The organism is Agrobacterium sp. 5Ca50, from assembly GCF_055381905.1.
In genome coordinates, this window is sequence record NZ_AP026438.1 from 2601980 (window position 1) to 2621104 (window position 19125).

A 19125-nucleotide genomic window follows, 5' to 3' on the forward strand; every position below is an offset into this window, starting at 1 on the left:
GGGAAAATTCATAATCGGATCGAACACTGTCGATCGGTTAGCAGCTTAGTCGCTTCTGCTCAGACGCAACCTTGCCCAGAACGGCTTTCGGTGCGGAAGGATAACGTTTGGTCACTTCACGCAACGTTGCGCAGGCGGTGTCCTTGTTATCAAGTGCCGCAAGCGACATGCCGAGCTTCAGCAGCATTTCAGGTGCGCGTGGCGACTTGGCAAAGTTCTTGTGCGCATCAAGGAACGTCTTGGCGGCATCGTTGAAACGGCCCTGCGAATATTGTGCTTCGCCCAGCCAGAAAGTTGCGTCGGCAGCCTTACCGCCCTTCGGATAACCCTTGAGGTAGCTCTGGAAACCGTCTTCAGCCAGCTTGTAGTCACCCGAGAGGATATGACCGTAAGCCGCTTGGTAAATGTCGTTCTCGCTGGTCAGCGCTCCATTGCCCGCACCACCAACCGAAGCCGTGTTGTTCTGCTCGACACCTGGCAGAGAACCGGAAGAGTTTTTTGCGCTGTCGTTCAGCGTCCCACCGACCGGCATACCGCTGCTGTCAAGCTGGATCGAACCAAGTGTGGTTTCACCGGGCGCTGCACCAATGTCACGCGACGTTGTTGTTGAAGCGCCGTTGTTGGACGGCGTTTCAATAATTGTTGCCACCTCATCCGTGTTGGATGGTGCGGTCGATGATGGAGAAGAAGAGGAAGCTGTGGCAGCGCCACGGCCTCCCTTTGTGTTCTCACTCTTTTCAAGTTCCTGGAAACGGAACTCGTTGTCTTCCTGCGCCTTGCGCAATTGCTCCTGCATTTGAAGAAGCTGGAAACTCATTTCCTCGATACGGCCGTTCAACTGCCGAATCTCTTCTTCAAGCTGCTGTACGCGAACGGCTTCACTGCCCTGCTGTACACGCACAACAGGAGCCTGCGACGCCGATTGGGAATTGACTGCGCCAGCGCTCCAGCCTGAGCCGAAAAGTGGTGCCGAAACGGCAATTCCACTCAAGCCCGTAAAAGCTGCAAGCCCCAGCATTCCCGCCACGACAAGTTTCTTCATGTCAACGTCCTGCCTGTTCTGATTTGCGCCAGAGTGACGCAAAGCCGGATTGTTCTCAACTTACGCCAAAAAGCAACTTAACTTCGGCCAAACTATGAAAAAAACAAAAGGCGGCACGAGGCCGCCTTTTGCTTTTTGATAACGAGCGCGTGAACGCCCGCATAATTACATGCCTGCGCCACCGAGAACGGTAACCGCACGACGGTTCTGCGACCAGCAGGAAATGTCGTCGCAAACTGCAACCGGCTTTTCCTTGCCGTAAGAGATGGTGCGCATACGGTTGGCAGGAACACCGCGCGAAGCAAGGTAATCACGCGTTGCAGCAGCGCGGCGAGCGCCCAGTGCAAGGTTGTATTCGCGTGTGCCGCGCTCGTCAGCGTGACCTTCAACGGTGATGGCGTAGTTCGGGTAACGCTGCAACCACTGTGCCTGACGGTCGAGTGTCTGCTGCGCATCTGCGCGAACCGAAGTCGAGTCGGTGTCGAAGAAGATACGGTCGCCAACGTTGACCGTGAAGTCCTGCTGCGAACCAGGAGGGCCACCGGCACCACCGTTAAGGCCAAGATCGCCTGCACTGTTAGGCATGTTCTTGTTACCCTTCGCACAACCGGCAAGAGCCAGAGCAAGCGTAAGAGCGATGACGGCCGGGTTACGGGCCAGTTTCTGCATTGGGCTGATCGACGAAGTGTGTGTACGGCTCATCGCCGGTCTCTCCTTAGAATTTCAGTAACGTTGCCAGACAATAACTGTTTTCGGTTAACCACGATCAAATATTCATGGTTAACAAATCGTCACATTAGCACCGGTCCTCACAATAGAATGAGGCGAGAAAGAGGCGTCTTTCCGTGCCCGTGACGAAAATGCGGCGGCCATCGGTGCTTTTGTACCCACGGCCGCTGCAAATCTTGAGATCTTAGTCCAGCAGCGGCGACCAGGCCGGATCCGAACCAAATGCAGGGGTTTTGACCAACTGCTCGTTATAACCGGTCAAATCGATCGAATAGAGCTGCGGTCCGCCGGCACCCGCGTTCTGACGGAAGAACATCAGCACGCGGCCATTCGGCGCCCAGGTTGGCCCCTCATTGTGGAAGCCGGTGGTCAAAATACGCTCACCAGAACCATCCGGACGCATCACACCGATCGAGAATTTGCCACCAGACTGTTTGGTGAAGGCAATCAGATCGCCTCGTGGAGACCAGACCGGTGTCGAGTAGGAACCGTCACCGAAGGACACACGCGTCTGGCCGGAACCATCTGCATTCATGGCATAAATCTGCTGGCGGCCACCACGGTCGCTTTCAAACACCACACGCGCGCCATCGGGAGAATAGGACGGTGCGGTATCGATAGCAGCTGAGTTCGTCAGGCGTGTTGTCGTCCGCGACCGCAGGTCCATCGTATAGATGTTTGAGTTTCCGTCCTGCTGCAAGCTCATGATAACCTTCTGGCCATCAGGCGAGAAACGGGGCGAGAACGTCATGCCTGGGAAGTTACCCACGACTTCGCGCTGTCCGGTTTCAAGCTGCAACAGGTAAACGCGCGGCTGCTGACCTTCAAACGACATGTAGGTGATTTCCTGACGATTCGGCGAAAAACGCGGCGTCAGAACGATGTCGTTGGAGTTGGTCAGCGTGCGTACGTTGAAGCCGTCCTGGTCCATAATGGCAAGCTGACGCTTGCGTGCCGTTTTAGGACCGCTCTCGGAAACGAAAACCACACGTGTATCAAAATAGCCCTTTTCGCCGGTAATGCGCTCATAGATAGCGTCGGCAATGATATGGGCCACACGACGCCAGTTGTCCGGCTGTGTGAAGAATTGCTGGCCTGTCATCTGCTCGCCAGCAAAGGTATCCCACAGACGGAACTCGGCGCGCAGACGACCATCTGCTTCGCGGGTCACACGTCCGGTTACCAGTGCCTGTGCGTTGATGACCTTCCAGTCTTCAAAACGTGGCGCCTGATCGGGGTTGGTGATCTTTTCAATAAAGGCGCTTCTGTTGACCGGCGCAAAAAGGCCAGACCTTTGCAGGTCAGCGGCAACAACAGCCGAGATTTGCGCACCGAGTTCGTTGCCGGAAATGAAATCCGTCACGGCAATCGGCAGCGGCTCGACGTTACCTTTGTTGATGTTGATCTCGACCTTGGCGTAAGCCGGTGCGGAGAACATGGCCATGACAGCCACAAGGGCAGCCACCAGCCGTGTTGAAAATAATGTCTTCATGTTGCCAGGCCTTTCAGCATTCACAGCAAATCACTGGGATCGAAATTGATAACCACCTCACTCCAGGCGTCATATTTGTCCGGAGGCAGGTTGGTGAATGGTTCTGAACGTTTAACGGCACGCAATGCACCACCGGCCATCGCCCGTCGGGTACCATCTGTGCCGCCTGTCGCGGTAACTTCAGGCTGGCCGATAATCGAGCCGTCACGATCAAGACGAATGCTGACCTGCACCCGCACTTCTGACGCATCGACCATGCCGGGAATAATTTGCCAATTCTTCTGGATCGCGCCACGCAGCGCGTCCATTTCCGTCTGGCTGAGCGTGGATCCGCCTGTTGTCTTCTTGCCACCAAGCGAAGCCTGCTGGGTGGAGCGTTTTGCTCCGCCGCCGGAAGGCTCCTGCTTGTTCAGGAGTGCTGCAATGTCATCCGCATTGAAGTCGCTCTCCTTGGAGGAGGTCGCTTTTGCGGTTTCCTGCTTTTTCTCACCCGGCTTCTTGTCCGAAGGCTTTTCCGTCGACTTGGCCTGATCCGGTTTCGTCTCAGCCGGCTTTTCAGCGGGCTTGCTTTCAGCAGGCTTCGTTTCAGCCTGTTTCGGTGGCTCCGGCTTTGGTTGCGGCGGCTGCGGACGAGCATTCGGGCGCGGCACATTTGGGGGCACCGGAATTTCAGCCGGCTCCTGATTCTGCGGAGGCGGTTCCTGCGCCTGCGTTTCCGCTGGCGGCTGCTGTTGTGGCGGCGGCGTTACCTCGGGCTTCGGCGTCGGCAGAGAAGCCATCTCCTGCGGTGGCGGAGCCGATGTCTCTTCCTTGACGATTTCCTTGACCTCATTGGCCTTGGTGTCAACGACAGGCTGCGGCTTTTCCTGCTTGGCAGGTGCTGCGGCGCTGACATTGTTGCTTGGCTTTGTCGAAGGGGTCGGCGGCGCTTCAATGTCAGCAGTGTTGTTGCCGATATTCTGGGCTTCCGGAACGACATCAGGGCGCGTGGTCGGAACAGGGGCCGACTTCTCAGCAAGCGGCGCAGTTTTGTCACCCTGCTGGATTTGCGTCAGTTCTTCAATGGGTACCAGATCAACAGGCAACGCTTCAACGTCAGTCACGTCGAAGGGCTCCGGCGCGCCTATGGAAACAAGCGCAAACGCCAGAGCAGTGACATGCAGAATAGCAGATGTGGTCAGACTGCCCTTCATAGCGCGCTTCAATTATCCTGTTTCTGCTGCGTAACGAGACCGATGTTCTTGAAACCGGCGGCCTGAATGCGCGCCATCACATCTGCCACGATACCGTATGCGGCGACGGAATCTGCGCGCACGAAAATGCGCTCATTGTAGCCGGTGGTAGAAATAGCCTGCAACTTATCGGCCACCTCAGCAGCTTCGATCGGAGTTTCCTGCAAATGGATCTGGCCATTGGCATTGACCGAAATGGTGATCGGCTGCGTTTCGGAATTGAGAGCATTCGCCGAGGTCTGTGGCAAATCGACTGGCACGCCGACCGTCATCATCGGTGCAGCCACCATGAAGATGATAAGCAGCACCAGCATGACGTCGACCAGCGGTGTCACGTTGATTTCACTGATGGCGCCCTTGCGGCGACCGCCGCGACCGCGCCGACCACCGGAACCGGCGCTATTGCCACCTGCTGACATACCCATAGCGTCTACTCCACAAATTACCGTATGCGATTACTGTGCGGCCTGGCGGGGCTGCAGTTTCTCATCAATCTGACGGGACAGGATGGCGGAAAACTCGTCCGCGAAGCCTTCCATACGTGCAGAAAGCTTACCTGCATCCGCCGTGAACTTGTTGTAGGCGATAACCGCAGGAATAGCGGCAACAAGGCCGATCGCGGTTGCCAAAAGCGCCTCGGCAATACCGGGAGCAACAACAGCCAGGTTGGTGGACTTGGAACCGGCAATCGCCTGGAACGAAGTCATGATACCGACAACCGTACCGAACAGGCCGATGAACGGACCGGCAGAACCGATGGTCGCCAATGATCCGAGCTTCGATTCCAGCTGTTCGCTTTCACGCGCCATGGTCACATCCATTGCGCGGTCAATACGCATCTGAAGGCCGATGGGTGAACGCGCGCCACGTTCGAAGGATTTCTTCCATTCGCGCATCGCCGCGACGAAAATAGCGGCAAGGCCACCATTCTGACGCTCTGCGAGCGTTCTGTAGAGTTCTTCAAGTGACTGGCCGGACCAGAAGACCTGTTCGAACTGGTCGAACTGCTTCTTCGCCTTGCCGAAGCTCACATATTTGTCGATGACGATTGCCCACGTCCAAACGGACGCAGCCAAAAGACCAATCATGACCACCTTGACGATGAAGCCCGCCTGCATGAACAGTGCCCAGAGACTTACGTCATGTGTCGCTGCTGCCAAACCTGCCTGTTCCATAAATACTCAATCCCCGAATCCAAACGCCCGGCACGAGACCGGGCGGTTTCAAGTGTGCGCTCATGGCCGAAGAACGGCACCTGACCGTTAACCCCGTTGCGCAAGCCCCGTTATTTGCCATTGCGCCTTCCTTGCCTGTAAATTTGGTTAAAGGAAGGCGTGCAGCGCACAAATAGCGATCGTGAAAGTAAGACTACATTATGGTTAAGAGAGTGTTACACTTTCGCTACCATCAGAAAAGAACGCTGGCTTTTGTCACGTTTATTTGAGAAATTTCTCGCTGATGGTCTCTGGCAAGCGCCTCGGCCGCCCTTTGGCGTTGATCACGGCAATAATAACCTTGGCTGCAACAAGCAGAGTTTCGCCCCGCAAAATCTCCTGATTGAGCACCATTTTCGCCCCACCCGCCTTTTCGGTACGCGTTATGATGGTCAACACGTCATCCATTCGCGCCGGCGTTTTGAAGTCGATTTCCATACGGTGGACAACGAAAACCAAGCCCTCTTCATCCGCCGTCAGCAGCGCGCTTTGTTCGCAACCCAGGCACCGCAGATAGTCGGTGCGGCCGCGCTCAAGAAAATGCAGGTATCTGGCATGATAAACCAGACCGGAGAAATCCGTGTCTTCGTAATAGACCCGTTGCGTCAAGCGGTGGCCATGTTCAATGAGTTCGCCGGAGAGTGAAAAAAGCTGGTCGCTCATGATGTGACGTCCGTCCCGATTAGGAAACTGATTGCTTCAGATGAAAACCGGCAGATACCACAACAGCTGGAACGAAAGAAAGCGCGATGCCAACCCCATTCAAAACTCTGTGAACATAACTTTCAGGGATGACCGGTCGCGTCCAGATCGCCATCCCGCCACACAAGATGTTTGACAGTCGTTGGAAGATTTTCGATTTCGTCGGCAATGAAATAGGGAGGAATATCGAGTGCTTTCAAGGCGTCACGCGTCGCCGGCACCCAGCGGAATTCCAGCTCGTTTTTACCATCTTGCACCCGGTGGATGATATCACTGGGGTGGAATGGGAAGTTCTCAGGCAGTTCCATCAAGTAATAAAAGCCGAGTTCGTGCCAATGTTTTTCTTCATAATGGAAGAAGTTTTCGACGGCCCAGAGCAAGCGACCGACCTGGACTTCAGCACTCAACTCTTCCACCATTTCGCGGGCAAGCGTCTCGGCAGAGGTTTCCCCCACTTCAGCCCGACCACCGGGAAATGTCCAAAATGTCTCGTGTGTCGCACGGTGCACCAGCACATGCCCATCGCGAAAAGCCAGTCCGGCAATCCGCATCTGGAAAATACGCTTTGGTTTGAATTTCATGCGAATGCGCATGTCTTGTGTCATAAAAATGATCCTGCCTGCATAAGCCGTTTCTCATCCAGCCCTAACGCTGCGACCTCGTCCTGACGAAATTTCGCGTCATCGGCAACAATGAATTCATCCAGTTGCGGAGGCTTGACACTTGTACCAGCCAACATTGCATGCACCTGGCCACGATGATGTGTCTGATGTTGAAAGACGTGCTGTAAGACGTCGTCAAACCGTTCACGCTGAATACGCTGCTGACGGTGAATGAGGATCTCGGAGGAGAGCTCCTCAGCGGTGAGATCATCAGTAAGCGTGATGAGAACCTTGTCCAAGGCGCCTTGCTCAATGGCCAAGTCGTCAATGTTCTTGTAGGGTTCGGGGTCAGCCCATGCAGCGGGGCCCAAACTCCCACCCTGCAACGCATCGATATAAAATCGGTCCACAACGAGGATGTGATTGAGTGTCGACCGAATGGATGGGAAGAAGGAAACCCGCGGCGCCTCAAATTCTCCCGGCTGCAACTGCCGACAGGCCTGATGTAGACGGTAATTGGCCAGCGCATTGTTAAAGGCAAGTTTACGAAAGCCGCGGACAGGATCGTAAATGCTCATGCTCTCTCCTTCAAACGAGCCTCAGTCATCCTCCAGTGTCAGGCGGAACTGTGCCGCCTCCATATCCTTCGGTGGCTGTAGCCCGAGATGTTTCCATGCCGTTGCCGTCAACACGCGGCCGCGTGGCGTGCGCTGAATGAACCCCTGCTGGATCATGTAGGGCTCGATGATATCCTCAATGGCATCACGTGGCTCTGACAATCCGGCGGCAATTGTTTCAATACCCACCGGACCGCCACCAAAGTTGACGGCAATCATCGTCAGATAACGCATGTCGAGTTGATCGAGCCCCATATTGTCAACCAAAAGACGGGTCAGTGCCTGATCTGCGATTTCCCGCGTGACAGCTTCCGCCTTGGCAACTTCGGCAAAGTCACGCACTCGCCGCAACAAGCGGCCGGCAATACGTGGCGTACCACGTGCACGACGGGCAATTTCGCGGGCACCTTCATCGGTCATGCCGAGGCCCATCAATCGTGCACCACGACGAACGATCAGTTCCAGCTCTTCTACCGTATAAAAGGACAGACGAACTGGAATACCAAAGCGGTCACGCAATGGCGTGGTCAGCAGACCAAGTCTGGTGGTCGCGGCAACGAGCGTAAACTTGGACAGGTCAATCTTGACCGAACGCGCAGCCGGCCCTTCACCGATAATCAGATCGAGCTGAAAATCTTCCATCGCCGGATAAAGGATTTCTTCGACGGCCGGGTTCAATCGGTGGATTTCGTCGATGAACAGAACGTCGCGTTCTTCCAGATTGGTCAGCAAGGCGGCAAGATCACCGGCCTTGGCAATCACCGGACCGGATGTCGAACGGAAATTGACGCCCAGTTCCTTGGCCATGATCTGCGCGAGTGTCGTTTTGCCAAGGCCGGGTGGTCCCACGAACAATACGTGGTCCAAAGCCTCACCACGGTTCTTGGCGGCCTCGATAAAGATCTTGAGATTGGCGCGCGCCTCAGCCTGCCCGGTGAACTCGTCGAGCGATTGCGGGCGTAAGGTTGTGTCGATATCCTCGCCACGCTTGTCCGCCGATATCAGTCTTGTGGCATCGCTCATTCAGCGCATTCCATCTTCATTACAGAGAATAGACGGCACCGGGTCAAAACAGATGCCTTTGATGTTGTTCTTTTGCCTTACCGGGACAGTTCCTTCAACCCGAGGCGAATAAGCTTGGCACTGTCGGCATCTTCACCGCCGTTTTTGAGCGCCGCCGCCACTGCATTGGCAGCCTGATCACGCGAATAACCCAGATTGGTCAAAGCCGATACGGCATCGGCAACTGGCGCAGGAGCTGCCCCCTCACCCAGTTCCTGTCTCAGACCGATCGAACCGGATGCCTCACCGGCAAAGGCAGGCGCCTTGTTGCGAAGCTCGGTCATGATGCGAATGGCGACCTTCGGCCCAACACCAGGTGCACGGGACACCACGGTCTTATCCTGCAGCGCAATGGCATTGGCCAGTTCCGAAGGTGACAACGTCGACAACACAGCAAGTGCCACCTTGGAGCCTACCCCCTGCACGCTTTGCAGCAAGTTGAACCATTCCCGCTCCAGCGCAGACATGAAGCCGAACAGCTTCAACTGGTCTTCGCGCACATAAGTCTCGATGAACAGCACAATGGCTTCCCCCACCGAGCCAAGCCTAGACAGTGTGCGCGCTGAACAATGCGCGACGTAACAGACACCATGCACGTCAACGAGGACATAGTCATCGCCGATTTCTTCAATTGTGCCCTTGAGTTTACCGATCATGACAACGCCCGTTTAAACAGTGAAAAATATCAACCCGCCGCCAGCGCGCGACGCATGCGGTCGCCACCGCGATTATGTGCATGGCAGATGGCAATGGCCAGCGCATCCGCCGCATCGTTACCCTTGAACTCAGCTTTCGGCATCAGGATTTTCAGCATCATGTGAATTTGCTGTTTGTCACCATGTCCGACACCGATCACAGATTTCTTGACGGCATTCGGCGCATATTCGGAGACGGGCAACCCGGCGCGTGCGGGAACGAGCATAGCAATACCACGCGCCTGTCCCAGTTTCAGCGTCGCCACAGCGTCCTTGTTTACGAAGGTCTGTTCAACCGCCGCCTCATCCGGTGTGTAGGAATGCACCACCTCGGCAAGTCCGTCATGCAACTGGCAAAGGCGCGAAGCCAGATCCATATCGCCGTCAGAAGTCACTGTTCCAGAGGCGACGAAACGCAGGCTGTTGCCCAGTGTTTCGATAATCCCCCACCCCGTGCGGCGAAGGCCGGGGTCTATTCCTATGATGCGAATCGTCTGTTGCATGGTCTCACTCTATCGTCAGCAACAAATACCTGCCAGCGAGAAGTGAACAAAACGACAACATTGATAAATTTGCACTGCAGCATTTACCAACACTTAAATTCCTGTCCGCATGCTGCGCATCAAAAATAGAGGGGAATTCCGGGCACCGCCTGTCGTTCCAAACAAAACAAGAAGCATAAACTTCACTTGGCACTGGCAACCCTGTGGCCTGTTGGTCTGCGGTTGTTCCAGACAGGCATAGGCTCGTATTGATGTTAAACAGGTTTCATTCAATCTCATCAAAAGTGCTGGTCATTTTTCTGGCACTGATGTTCGTCTCCATCTCGCTCATGACCCTGCTGGCTTACCGAAGCAGCAGTAGCGTTCTACAAGAGCAGGCCCAGAACGCCATGGAAAGTGTGCTGACGTTCCGTGGCGACATGCTGAAAGAGCGGTTGGAGCAACTGCAAAACCAGGCCGATTCCATCGCAAAAATCGAAGCCCTACAGATGGCCGTGGTTTCTATGCGTAGTGGCTGGGGAACGGTCCAGAAAAACTCCGGAGATGCCAAGGCTGAATTGAAACGGGTATTCATCTCGGAGAATCCCAACCCTGCGGATCAGCGCGAAAAGCTGATCAAACCTGAAAATCCGAGTGGCTTTTATTACTCCACCCACGAAAAAACCCAGACTGACATTGCTACCTACCTGAAAGGCACACCTTTCAGCGATATCCTTTTTGCCGACACATCAGGCACCGTCTATTACTCCTATAAAAAAGACGCGTCCTTCGCGGAAAACACCACGGATGCGGCCTGGAAGGATACTGGATTGGGAGTCGCCTTTGCGCGTGCGGCCGAAAACGCCAGCAAAGCGGTTGGTGACATCGCAGCCTCCAGCTTCTCCGGCTGGAAGGTAGAACAGGCAACCGGTCAATCCGATATTTATTTTGCCGTACCCGTCATGAAGTTCGAAGCCTTCAAGGGTGTCGTCCTTTTCCGTGTTCACAGCGATGTTTTCGTACAGTTGCTTGCAAAAGGTATTGCACCGGCAAGTTCTGAACAGTCTGCCGTTTTGTCTGCTGACGGCTCGGCAATCGGCCTTGATCAGAGCAAGCTGACCAATCTCGATCCTGCACCGTTTACCTTCCAGTCCAAGGCAATGGCTGAAAAGGGTATGACGGTCGCCGAAATCCAACGCGGCAACGCCAAGGCCAACGCCTATGCGCGGCCGTTCGAGTTTAATGGCCAGACCTATCTTGCCGTTGAAAGCATCCTGCAAAGCGAACTGGATGCTGGGTCGTTCTCCATTGCCAGCGCTTTGGCGGTCATCGGCATATGTGTACTGATCGCCATGTGCCTAATCACGGCCGTATTCTCCAGACGACTTTTTGCACCGCTGTCGAAACTCGCCAACCTCACGCGCGATGTTGCCAATGGTAACCTGCAAACCGAAATCACCGCGCAGGACAGAAAAGACGAAATTGGCACCATGGCCAAGGCGCTCGGCAGTTTCCGGGAAAAGCTGATCCAGCAACGCGAATTGGAAGACACCACGTCCCGCACCCGTGCCGAAGCCGAGGAAAGCCGGCGGCAGAACCTGGCGGAACGTGAGGCTGAGGCCGCAACATTGCAAATGGTTGTCCACTCTCTTGATCAGGGGCTGGACCGCCTTGCCAAGTGTGACCTCTCCTACCGTATTGAAAAGCCCTTTCCACAGGAGCTTGAAAGCCTGCGGCTGAACTTCAATCAGGCCTTGGCAACCCTCAGCGACACCTTGCACTCAATCGGCGGCAATTCGCAGGCTGTGCGCAGTGGTTCGGAAGAAATGCGCGTTGGATCAGACCAGTTGGCCGAACGCACGGAACGACAGGCCGCTTCGATTACGCAAACGGCAAGTGCCATCAACGCCATCACCGATGCCGTCAAACACCAGATCGCGCGCGCCGAGCAGGCAAGCAAGATAGCCAAGGATGCCAACGCCGAAACGCAATCCTCCGGCAAGATCATGGGGCAGACGATAGCGGCCATGGAAGCCATTCAAGCCTCGTCACGACAGATCAACCAGATCATCGGCGTGATCGATGAAATTGCCTTTCAAACCAATCTTCTTGCGCTAAATGCCGGTGTGGAAGCCGCCCGTGCTGGCGAAGCAGGCAAAGGCTTTGCCGTGGTAGCCCAGGAGGTGCGTGAATTGGCGCAACGCTCTGCCACCGCAGCCAAGGAGATCACGGCTCTCCTCAAGAAGTCGACCGACGAAGTCTCAAGCGGTGTTTCACTGGTGGAACAGGCCAGCAATTCGCTTTCCGGCATCGGCAGCCATGTTGAAACCATCAACAGCCGCATCCACGACATCATGGAATCCACGCGCGAAGAGGCAACCACACTGCTTGAAATCAACCGGGCTGTTTCCAGTCTTGATTCCATGACGCAGCAAAATGCCGCCATGGTGGAAGAAACCACAGCTGCCATTCACAATCTTGCAACGGAGGCCGGAGAAATGGACAGCAAGCTCAGCCAATTCGTGCTGGCACCTGCGACCGATGCATTCGCTGGCAGCCACAGCCAACATTTGCGACGCGCCGGATAAAGTGGGTTCACCGCTCTGACCAGAAACCGGATTGGGGCTTCAATCGAAGCCCCAATTTTTTTGATCCTTCATACAATTACGCTTTCACACTCTGGCAATAGTGTCCACGCACCTTACATCCTGCACAACAACAATTCGCATATGCAGGAGCCGCCGATGATCCCATTTTCAATTCTAGATCTTTCCCCCATCGGCGAGGGAGAAACGGCAAGCGATGCCTTGCGCAACTCCCGTCATCTGGCCATCAAGGCCGAAGAACTCGGCTACAAACGGATATGGCTGGCCGAACACCATGGCATGCCGGGCATTGCCAGTGCCGCAACATCGCTGGTTATCTCGCATGTCGGCGCGGCAACATCGCGCATCCGCATCGGCTCTGGCGGCATCATGTTGCCGAACCACTCGCCGCTGGTCATTGCAGAACAGTTCGGCACACTTGCAGCGCTTTATCCTGATCGCGTTGATCTGGGCCTTGGCCGTGCACCGGGTACCGACATGCGCACCGCACGTGCCCTGCGTCGCAACATGGACAATGGCGTAGACACCTTCCCGCACGACATCATTGAATTACAGCGCTATCTCGGACCAGAACGCGAGGATCAGGCGATCTTTTCCGTGCCCGGCACCGATACCAACGTGCCGATCTGGCTTCTGGGCTCCAGCCTCTACAGCGCCCATTTGGCGGCGGCCCTCGGCCTGCCCTATTCCTTCGCGTCACACTTTGCGCCTGACATGTTGATGGACGCAATCGCCATTTATCGTGAACGCTTCCAGCCATCGGCAACACTCGACAAACCCTATGTCATGGTGGGTGTCATGGCATCTGCGGCCGATACTGATGAGGAGGCGAAATATCACTTCACCTCGGCGCAACAGCAATTCATCAATCTGCGCCGTAATGTCCGCAAACGTTTTCCAAGGCCAGTGGCCGATATGGATGAGTTGTGGAATGAAATGGAGCGCATCAATGTCGATCACACATTGCAATACGCAATGGTCGGCTCGCCGCAAACTGTCCACCGTCAGCTTGAAGAATTCCTTCGGGTGACCGCTGCCGATGAATTGATTATCTCCACCCCGATCCACGATGTGGATGCCCGACTGCGATCTATTGAAGTATTTGCCGGGCTGGACGGCCTGTTTTCAAAATCTTGACGAAACAAAAAAAGCCCCAGACGAACCGGGGCTTTTTTAAATTCTGATGGCGAAAAAAATCAGGCCGACAGCTTGGCCAGAATTTCTTCTGACACTTCGAAGTTCGAATAAACGCTTTGAACGTCATCATCGTCTTCAAGGTTGCCGATAAGCTTCATCAGCGACTCGGCCTTGTCTTCGTCAACAGGAACCGTGTTCTGTGGCTTCCAGATTGACTTGACGCTTTCAGCTTCGCCGAGCACGCCTTCCAGCGCCTTGGAAACTTCGTTCATCGCTTCGAAAGCGCAGATGATCGTGTGACCATCTTCGGTGGTTTCAACATCGTCAGCGCCAGCTTCAATAGCAGCTTCCATCACCTTGTCAGCATCGCCAACCGATGCCTTGTAGGTGATTTCGCCAACGCGGTCGAAGGAGAAGGACACCGAACCGGTTTCGCCGAGCGCGCCGCCAGCCTTGGTGAAGATCGAACGAACGTTTGATGCCGTGCGGTTACGATTGTCCGTCAGAGCTTCAACAATGACAGCCGTGCCGCCTGGGCCGTAACCTTCGTAGCGAACATAATCGTAGTTCTCAGCATCAGCGCCCGATGCCTTTTTGATGGCGCGGTCGATGTTGTCTTTCGGCATCGACTGGGCCTTGGCGTTCTGGACGGCCAGACGCAGAGCAGCGTTCATGGTCGGATCTGGCAGACCGGTCTTGGCCGCGACGGTAATTTCACGCGCGAGCTTGGAAAATATCTTCGAACGAATCGAATCCTGTTTTCCTTTGCGATGCATGATGTTTTTGAACTGTGAATGGCCAGCCATGGCACCCCTGATCCGATAATTTGTTTGGAATGCGGCCTTATAAGTGTGAAGCGCCTTTCATTCAAGCCTGTTGGCAAACTGAAATGCCATCATGCACTGGAACGGAACGCAATGTTCGTTCGTTTTCTGACCGGAAACACAAAAATGCGGCATTAACGCCCATTTGGGAAAAGGCAGAAAGGACAACAGAATGGTAAGTCTTAGCGAAGCTCGTGAGGCACCGGCCCAACAGCTGTGGGACGAGATCAACTCCGTTCATGCTGGCATGCTCGGCCTAGAGGGTCTTCACGCGCATATGCAGCCAATGGCACCCCATGCCGACCCGAAAACAAATACGATCTGGTTTTTTACCAAAACCAATACGGATTTGGTCAACCAACTTAAACCGGGCTCGAGAGCGCATTTTTGTCTCGTTGGCAAAGACCACGACTACCACGCCTGTCTTTCAGGGAAGCTCGAACAGCGCAAGGATCTTGGCAAGATAGACGAATATTGGAATTCTGTTGTCGCTGCTTGGTATGAACACGGCAAGGAAGACCCGGAACTGACCATGCTGGCCATGCACATTGATGACGCAGATATCTGGGCATCGACCGACAGCACGTTGAAATTCGGATGGGAAATCGCCAAGGCCAATTTGACCGATAACAAAATGCCGGATGTCGGCGTTCGCCAGCATCTCGCATTTGCATAACAAGACGCAGACAAGCGATATCAATCAAGGGCATGCGGTTTCCGACCTGCATGCCTTTTTCATATATCCTCACATACCCTGAGGCACAAGAATGGTCGGCTTTTTCGGTAGCGAACGCATGGACACCGTAATGACGGGATCCTTTGCATAGGCAATATCAAACGACGCGCTGAACATGCTGACGAACTGTTCAAGCGGTGGCCCAGTGCGGTGCATCGGCAGGATCAGCGCTGAACGCAATCGTTTGACCACCCGGCTCATACTATCGGCGCCCATGGTCAAACCGCCGTCCACCGGCACCATCAGAATATCGAGACGGCCGATTTCGGCGTAATGTGTGTTGGTCAGCTCATGGTGCAGATGCCCAAGATGGCCAATACACAGGCCCGCAACCTCAAAGATAAAGATCGAATTGCCATTCTGCTGAAAGGACTCGTAGTCCGCCCAACCGCTGCGAATATCCGTCGTGACGTTTCTGATATAGACGTCATCCACCATCACCTGATGCTCAGCCTTTTCACCCGCCTTATCGCTCCAGCCATGCAGGACATATTCAATGCCCGGGTCTGGCTTCAGTGTGTAATGAGTGGTGTGGGCACGGTTCATCGTCGCCACGGTTGGCGTACGCTGCGGCCTATAGACCCCGTTATAATCGGTTGCGATCCGCACACCGGCCGGTGTCTCAATTTCATAGGTAGAATGGCCGATGAAGGTGATTTTCACCTCTTCTTTGGCCGACTGTTGCACAAGCTGTACTTCTGGAAGTTTGAGACTGGCGAAGGTCACGCCAGGGATGTTCTGTGCGATTGCCTGACATTGGCTGACAGGTAATCTTGCTGCCTGTTGGGCGAATGATGGTCCCGCCACTGACAGAAGTCCGGTGAATGCACTTAAAAGCACGCGCAGCATCATGCCGCTCTCCTGAACTGGTTTCCCGTCAGAAAGATGCGGCAGAACAGGCAAACCGTCCAGCGGCAAGCCAGAACGGCCTTTCACAATCTCGTCATCAACACGCTATTGCAAATGATATCGACGTTTAGATGATCAGGCCCAGAAGGACGGAACGGTTTCTGCCAAACGTGGTCCGAGACGCAGGGGTGCAATCTTTTCAGCCAGACCCGTGCTGTCTGAGATTTCCACACCAACGCCGCAAATCGTGGCAGGCCCGCTCGCAGCCTCAAAACGACCCTTTGGCATCTTGGAAATGAACCGGTTGATCGGCTCTTCTTTTTCCATGCCAAGCGAGGAATCGTAGTCGCCGCACATGCCGGCATCCGACATATAGGCTGTTCCGCCATTGAGGATCTGCGCGTCCGCTGTCGGAACATGCGTATGCGTTCCAACCACGAAGCTGGCACGGCCATCGACGAAATGTCCGAAGCACTGCTTTTCACTGGTCGCTTCGGCATGGAAGTCGAAGATAATGGCATCCGCCTGCTCTTTCAGCGGACAGGCAGCCAGAATGTTTTCTGCTGACTTGAAGGGGTCATCCAGTTCAGGGTGCATGAAAACGCGCCCCATAATATTGGCCACCAGCACGCGCGCACCATTGCGAGCATAAAAAATTCCGGAACCTTTACCTGGTGTGCCATCAGGATAATTTGCCGGGCGCAGAAACTGGTCATGGCGCTCACAGAAAGATACGGCTTCCTTTTGGTCCCAGACGTGATTTCCGGTTGTCACCACATCGGCACCGGCATTGATCGTTTCGAGGTAGATATCCTCGGTGATACCGAAACCACCGGCCGCATTCTCACCATTCACGATCACAAAATCGAGTTTCAGATCAGAAACCAAACCCGGTAGTCGGTCCCAAACCGCTGTCCGACCTGTTTTTCCAACCATGTCACCCAAAAACAAAAGCCGCATGCAAAGATCCACTACTCGAAATATCGGAAGCCGTTTTCAGTCAGAACGGCATGAAGGCGCACATCATGCGGCTCCGCTGGCACTGATGGCACTTCCTGGCAGGCAAATGCAACGCCCACGAGCACGGGATTCAGGCCTTTTTTGTGCAATTTATCGGTGGCACGGTCATAATGGCCAGCACCATAGCCAATACGATTGCCCTGACCGTCAAAAACTGCAAGCGGCACCAGAAGAATATCCGGATCCAGCACAGCAGCATTGTCCCCCGGCCCACGCGTGCCGAAACCGGTATCAACGAGCGGAATGTCGGGATGAAACTCACGAAACACAATAGTCTGGCGATCCAGAACCACTGGCAGACACAGTCGAACATCCTTTTGTGCCAATACAGTCAGCAGCGGCAAAAGGTCGACCTCGGAACGGATTGGCAAAAATCCTGAGATAATCGCACCGGGCTTGAAGGCAAGCCCGGCCAGGCCGTGTCTGGCAATCAAAAGGCTTTTCTCAACACGCTCATCTTTTCCAAGCGCATCGCGCGCGGCAAGTCTTTCGCCGCGCAGCCTTGCTTTTACCAGTGGATCGCCGGACATCAGGCAGCCCGGCTCACGAGCACCTTGTCGATACGATGACCATCAAGGTCGATAACCTCGAAGCGCCAGCCGTTGCGGGTGACGTGCTCACCCAATTGCGGCAGACGGCGGAATTCACCCAGCACCAGACCGGCCACGGTCTCAAACTCGGCATCGTCATCAATCTGGAAGCCCATGAGATCGGCAAACTCGTCGGCAGGCATCCAGCCCGCAACGAGGAAGGATCCATCTTCACGTTCAACCATTGCAGGCTCTTCGTCGTCCTCTTCCTGAAACGCACCTGTGATGGCTTCAAGAATGTCACCAGAACTGATGATACCTTCGAAATGGCCGTATTCGTCATAGACCAGCACCATATGCACCGTAGAACGGCGCAGCGACTGGATGACATCAACAGCACTTGTCAGGTCGGAGACGACGGGAACTTCACGCATCGCTTCACGAACATTAAGTTCTTTGCCCGATGCAAAAGCGTCGAACGCGTCCTTAACAAACAGCACGCCGAGGATTTCATCCGACGAGCCGTTACGAACCGGCAGGCGGGATCTCTGCGTGCTGCGAAGCTGCTCGCGAATTTCCTCAGCGGTGTCTTCAATGTCGATAACCTCGACGTCGCGACGTGGTGTCATCAGACCACGGGCGTTACGGTCCGCCAATCGCATAACACCCGATATCATCGCCGATTCTTCGGTTTCGATAACACCGGCACTATGGGCTTCGGCAAGAACAGTACGGATTTCATCATCCGTGACAGATGCGCCGGTATCACCGCTGTGACCCAACAGGCCGAGGATCAGCTTGCCGGACTTGTCCAGCAGCCACACCAGCGGCGCACCGATTTTGGACAACAGCATCATGGCCGGAGCGACGCGTGCAGCAACCCGTTCCGGGTCGCGCAAAGCGATCTGCTTGGGAACCAACTCACCAACGATCAGCGAAAGGTAGGTAATGGCAACAACGACGGTACCAACACCAAGCGCATCGGCAAGCCTGTCGGAAACGCCCTGTGCCAACAACCAAGCGGTAAAGCGCGCGCCGAGTGTTGCACCAGAGAAGGCGCCGGACAGAATACCGACAAGGGTAATACCGATCTGTACCGTGGAAAGAAATCGGCCGGGATTTTCCGACAGACTAATGGCGATTGCGGCTCCCTTACTGCCCTGAGCGGCAAGCACCTTCAGCCTCGCCGGTCTGGAGGAAACCACGGCGAGTTCTGACATGGCAAGCACACCGTTCAGGACGGTGAGCAGAACCACGATAATAATTTCAGTAAACAAGTTTAGCTCTTTGGGCTGTTGAACGTCGCATCACGGCTGGAAACAGCAGAAACCCTAGGGGGGTTAAACGGATACGCCATGTCGGATAATAAGGAATAAAATTATCAATGCAATGACCGCCAATATAAAATATCAGCGTAAACTCATGATTATTTCTACATTGGCGATAATATTTATCGTTCGCAACCTATGAGTAAGGCACAGCAACAGACAATTGATCCAAATGTCTGAACAGGGCCGAAAGGGGGCATGCGTCGCCTTGGCGACGACTGTAGCA

The 19125-nt window shown here is 54.8% G+C and carries 20 protein-coding genes; 3 read left to right on the forward strand and 17 right to left on the reverse strand.

Features of this window, described 5'->3' with window-relative positions:
* Positions 1-37 precede the first annotated feature (37 nt).
* From ybgF to ruvC, 12 genes are all read right to left on the reverse strand, one after another.
* Positions 38-1042 carry a tol-pal system protein YbgF gene (gene ybgF / locus ACZ5FM_RS12660; protein WP_312945719.1) on the reverse strand — a complete coding sequence of 335 codons (1005 nt, stop codon included), beginning with the start codon at positions 1040-1042 and terminating at the stop codon, positions 38-40.
* 165 nt (positions 1043-1207) lie between these two features.
* Complete coding sequence (gene pal / locus ACZ5FM_RS12665) at positions 1208-1744, reverse strand: peptidoglycan-associated lipoprotein Pal (RefSeq protein WP_192488149.1); 537 nt, start codon at positions 1742-1744, stop codon at positions 1208-1210.
* A 211-nt stretch (positions 1745-1955) separates the two neighbouring features.
* Positions 1956-3263, reverse strand: coding sequence for a Tol-Pal system beta propeller repeat protein TolB (gene tolB / locus ACZ5FM_RS12670; protein ID WP_192488148.1), 1308 nt, complete (start codon positions 3261-3263; stop codon positions 1956-1958).
* Positions 3264-3283: 20 nt separating this feature from the next.
* The gene (locus ACZ5FM_RS12675) at positions 3284-4456 is read right to left on the reverse strand and encodes a cell envelope integrity TolA family protein (RefSeq protein WP_192488147.1); all 1173 of its coding nucleotides are present in this window, start codon (positions 4454-4456) and stop codon (positions 3284-3286) included.
* Between the two features lie 8 nt (positions 4457-4464).
* Complete coding sequence (tolR, locus tag ACZ5FM_RS12680; RefSeq protein ID WP_192488146.1) at positions 4465-4920, reverse strand: protein TolR; 456 nt, start codon at positions 4918-4920, stop codon at positions 4465-4467.
* 30 nt (positions 4921-4950) lie between these two features.
* Positions 4951-5670, reverse strand: coding sequence for a protein TolQ (gene tolQ, locus ACZ5FM_RS12685; protein ID WP_192488145.1), 720 nt, complete (start codon positions 5668-5670; stop codon positions 4951-4953).
* Between the two features lie 261 nt (positions 5671-5931).
* Entirely contained in the window at positions 5932-6372 is a 441-nt protein-coding gene (ybgC, locus tag ACZ5FM_RS12690; RefSeq protein ID WP_275641878.1) for a tol-pal system-associated acyl-CoA thioesterase, read from the reverse strand.
* Positions 6373-6494: 122 nt separating this feature from the next.
* On the reverse strand, positions 6495-7016 hold the full coding sequence (locus tag ACZ5FM_RS12695; RefSeq protein ID WP_275641879.1) for an NUDIX hydrolase: 522 nt from the start codon (positions 7014-7016) through the stop codon (positions 6495-6497).
* Positions 7013-7591: a DinB family protein gene (locus ACZ5FM_RS12700; protein ID WP_275641880.1), complete on the reverse strand. Its 579-nt coding sequence runs from the start codon at positions 7589-7591 to the stop codon at positions 7013-7015. The genes ACZ5FM_RS12695 and ACZ5FM_RS12700 overlap by 4 nt, the downstream gene beginning before the upstream one ends.
* A 21-nt stretch (positions 7592-7612) precedes the next feature.
* The gene (gene ruvB / locus ACZ5FM_RS12705) at positions 7613-8653 is read right to left on the reverse strand and encodes a Holliday junction branch migration DNA helicase RuvB (RefSeq protein ID WP_192488141.1); all 1041 of its coding nucleotides are present in this window, start codon (positions 8651-8653) and stop codon (positions 7613-7615) included.
* A 77-nt stretch (positions 8654-8730) separates the two neighbouring features.
* Positions 8731-9348, reverse strand: a complete 618-nt coding sequence (ruvA, locus tag ACZ5FM_RS12710) for a Holliday junction branch migration protein RuvA (protein ID WP_275641881.1) — start codon at positions 9346-9348, stop codon at positions 8731-8733.
* Positions 9349-9377: 29 nt separating this feature from the next.
* Positions 9378-9890 carry a crossover junction endodeoxyribonuclease RuvC gene (ruvC, locus tag ACZ5FM_RS12715; RefSeq protein ID WP_192488139.1) on the reverse strand — a complete coding sequence of 171 codons (513 nt, stop codon included), beginning with the start codon at positions 9888-9890 and terminating at the stop codon, positions 9378-9380.
* Between the two features lie 251 nt (positions 9891-10141).
* On the opposite strand from ruvC, the gene ACZ5FM_RS12720 reads away from it, so the two are divergent.
* On the forward strand, positions 10142-12457 hold the full coding sequence (locus ACZ5FM_RS12720) for a methyl-accepting chemotaxis protein (RefSeq protein WP_464038875.1): 2316 nt from the start codon (positions 10142-10144) through the stop codon (positions 12455-12457).
* Between the two features lie 156 nt (positions 12458-12613).
* Positions 12614-13612: an LLM class flavin-dependent oxidoreductase gene (locus tag ACZ5FM_RS12725; protein WP_250982187.1), complete on the forward strand. Its 999-nt coding sequence runs from the start codon at positions 12614-12616 to the stop codon at positions 13610-13612.
* Between the two features lie 59 nt (positions 13613-13671).
* On the opposite strand, the gene ACZ5FM_RS12730 is transcribed toward ACZ5FM_RS12725, so the two are convergent.
* Positions 13672-14418: a YebC/PmpR family DNA-binding transcriptional regulator gene (locus tag ACZ5FM_RS12730; protein ID WP_275641883.1), complete on the reverse strand. Its 747-nt coding sequence runs from the start codon at positions 14416-14418 to the stop codon at positions 13672-13674.
* A 190-nt stretch (positions 14419-14608) separates the two neighbouring features.
* Between ACZ5FM_RS12730 and ACZ5FM_RS12735 the strand changes: the two genes are divergently transcribed.
* Complete coding sequence (locus ACZ5FM_RS12735; protein WP_275641884.1) at positions 14609-15112, forward strand: pyridoxamine 5'-phosphate oxidase family protein; 504 nt, start codon at positions 14609-14611, stop codon at positions 15110-15112.
* A 69-nt stretch (positions 15113-15181) separates the two neighbouring features.
* Here the strand turns inward: ACZ5FM_RS12735 and ACZ5FM_RS12740 are convergent, their stop codons facing one another.
* The 4 genes from ACZ5FM_RS12740 to ACZ5FM_RS12755 form a co-directional block, all read right to left on the reverse strand.
* On the reverse strand, positions 15182-16024 hold the full coding sequence (locus ACZ5FM_RS12740; RefSeq protein ID WP_464038876.1) for an MBL fold metallo-hydrolase: 843 nt from the start codon (positions 16022-16024) through the stop codon (positions 15182-15184).
* 132 nt (positions 16025-16156) lie between these two features.
* Positions 16157-16981, reverse strand: a complete 825-nt coding sequence (locus tag ACZ5FM_RS12745; RefSeq protein WP_250982190.1) for a TIGR00282 family metallophosphoesterase — start codon at positions 16979-16981, stop codon at positions 16157-16159.
* An 11-nt stretch (positions 16982-16992) separates the two neighbouring features.
* Positions 16993-17571, reverse strand: coding sequence for a 5-formyltetrahydrofolate cyclo-ligase (locus ACZ5FM_RS12750; protein WP_250982191.1), 579 nt, complete (start codon positions 17569-17571; stop codon positions 16993-16995).
* Entirely contained in the window at positions 17571-18833 is a 1263-nt protein-coding gene (locus tag ACZ5FM_RS12755; RefSeq protein WP_192488835.1) for a hemolysin family protein, read from the reverse strand. Before ACZ5FM_RS12755 ends, ACZ5FM_RS12750 begins: the two co-directional genes overlap by 1 nt.
* Between the last annotated feature and the right edge of the window lie 292 nt (positions 18834-19125).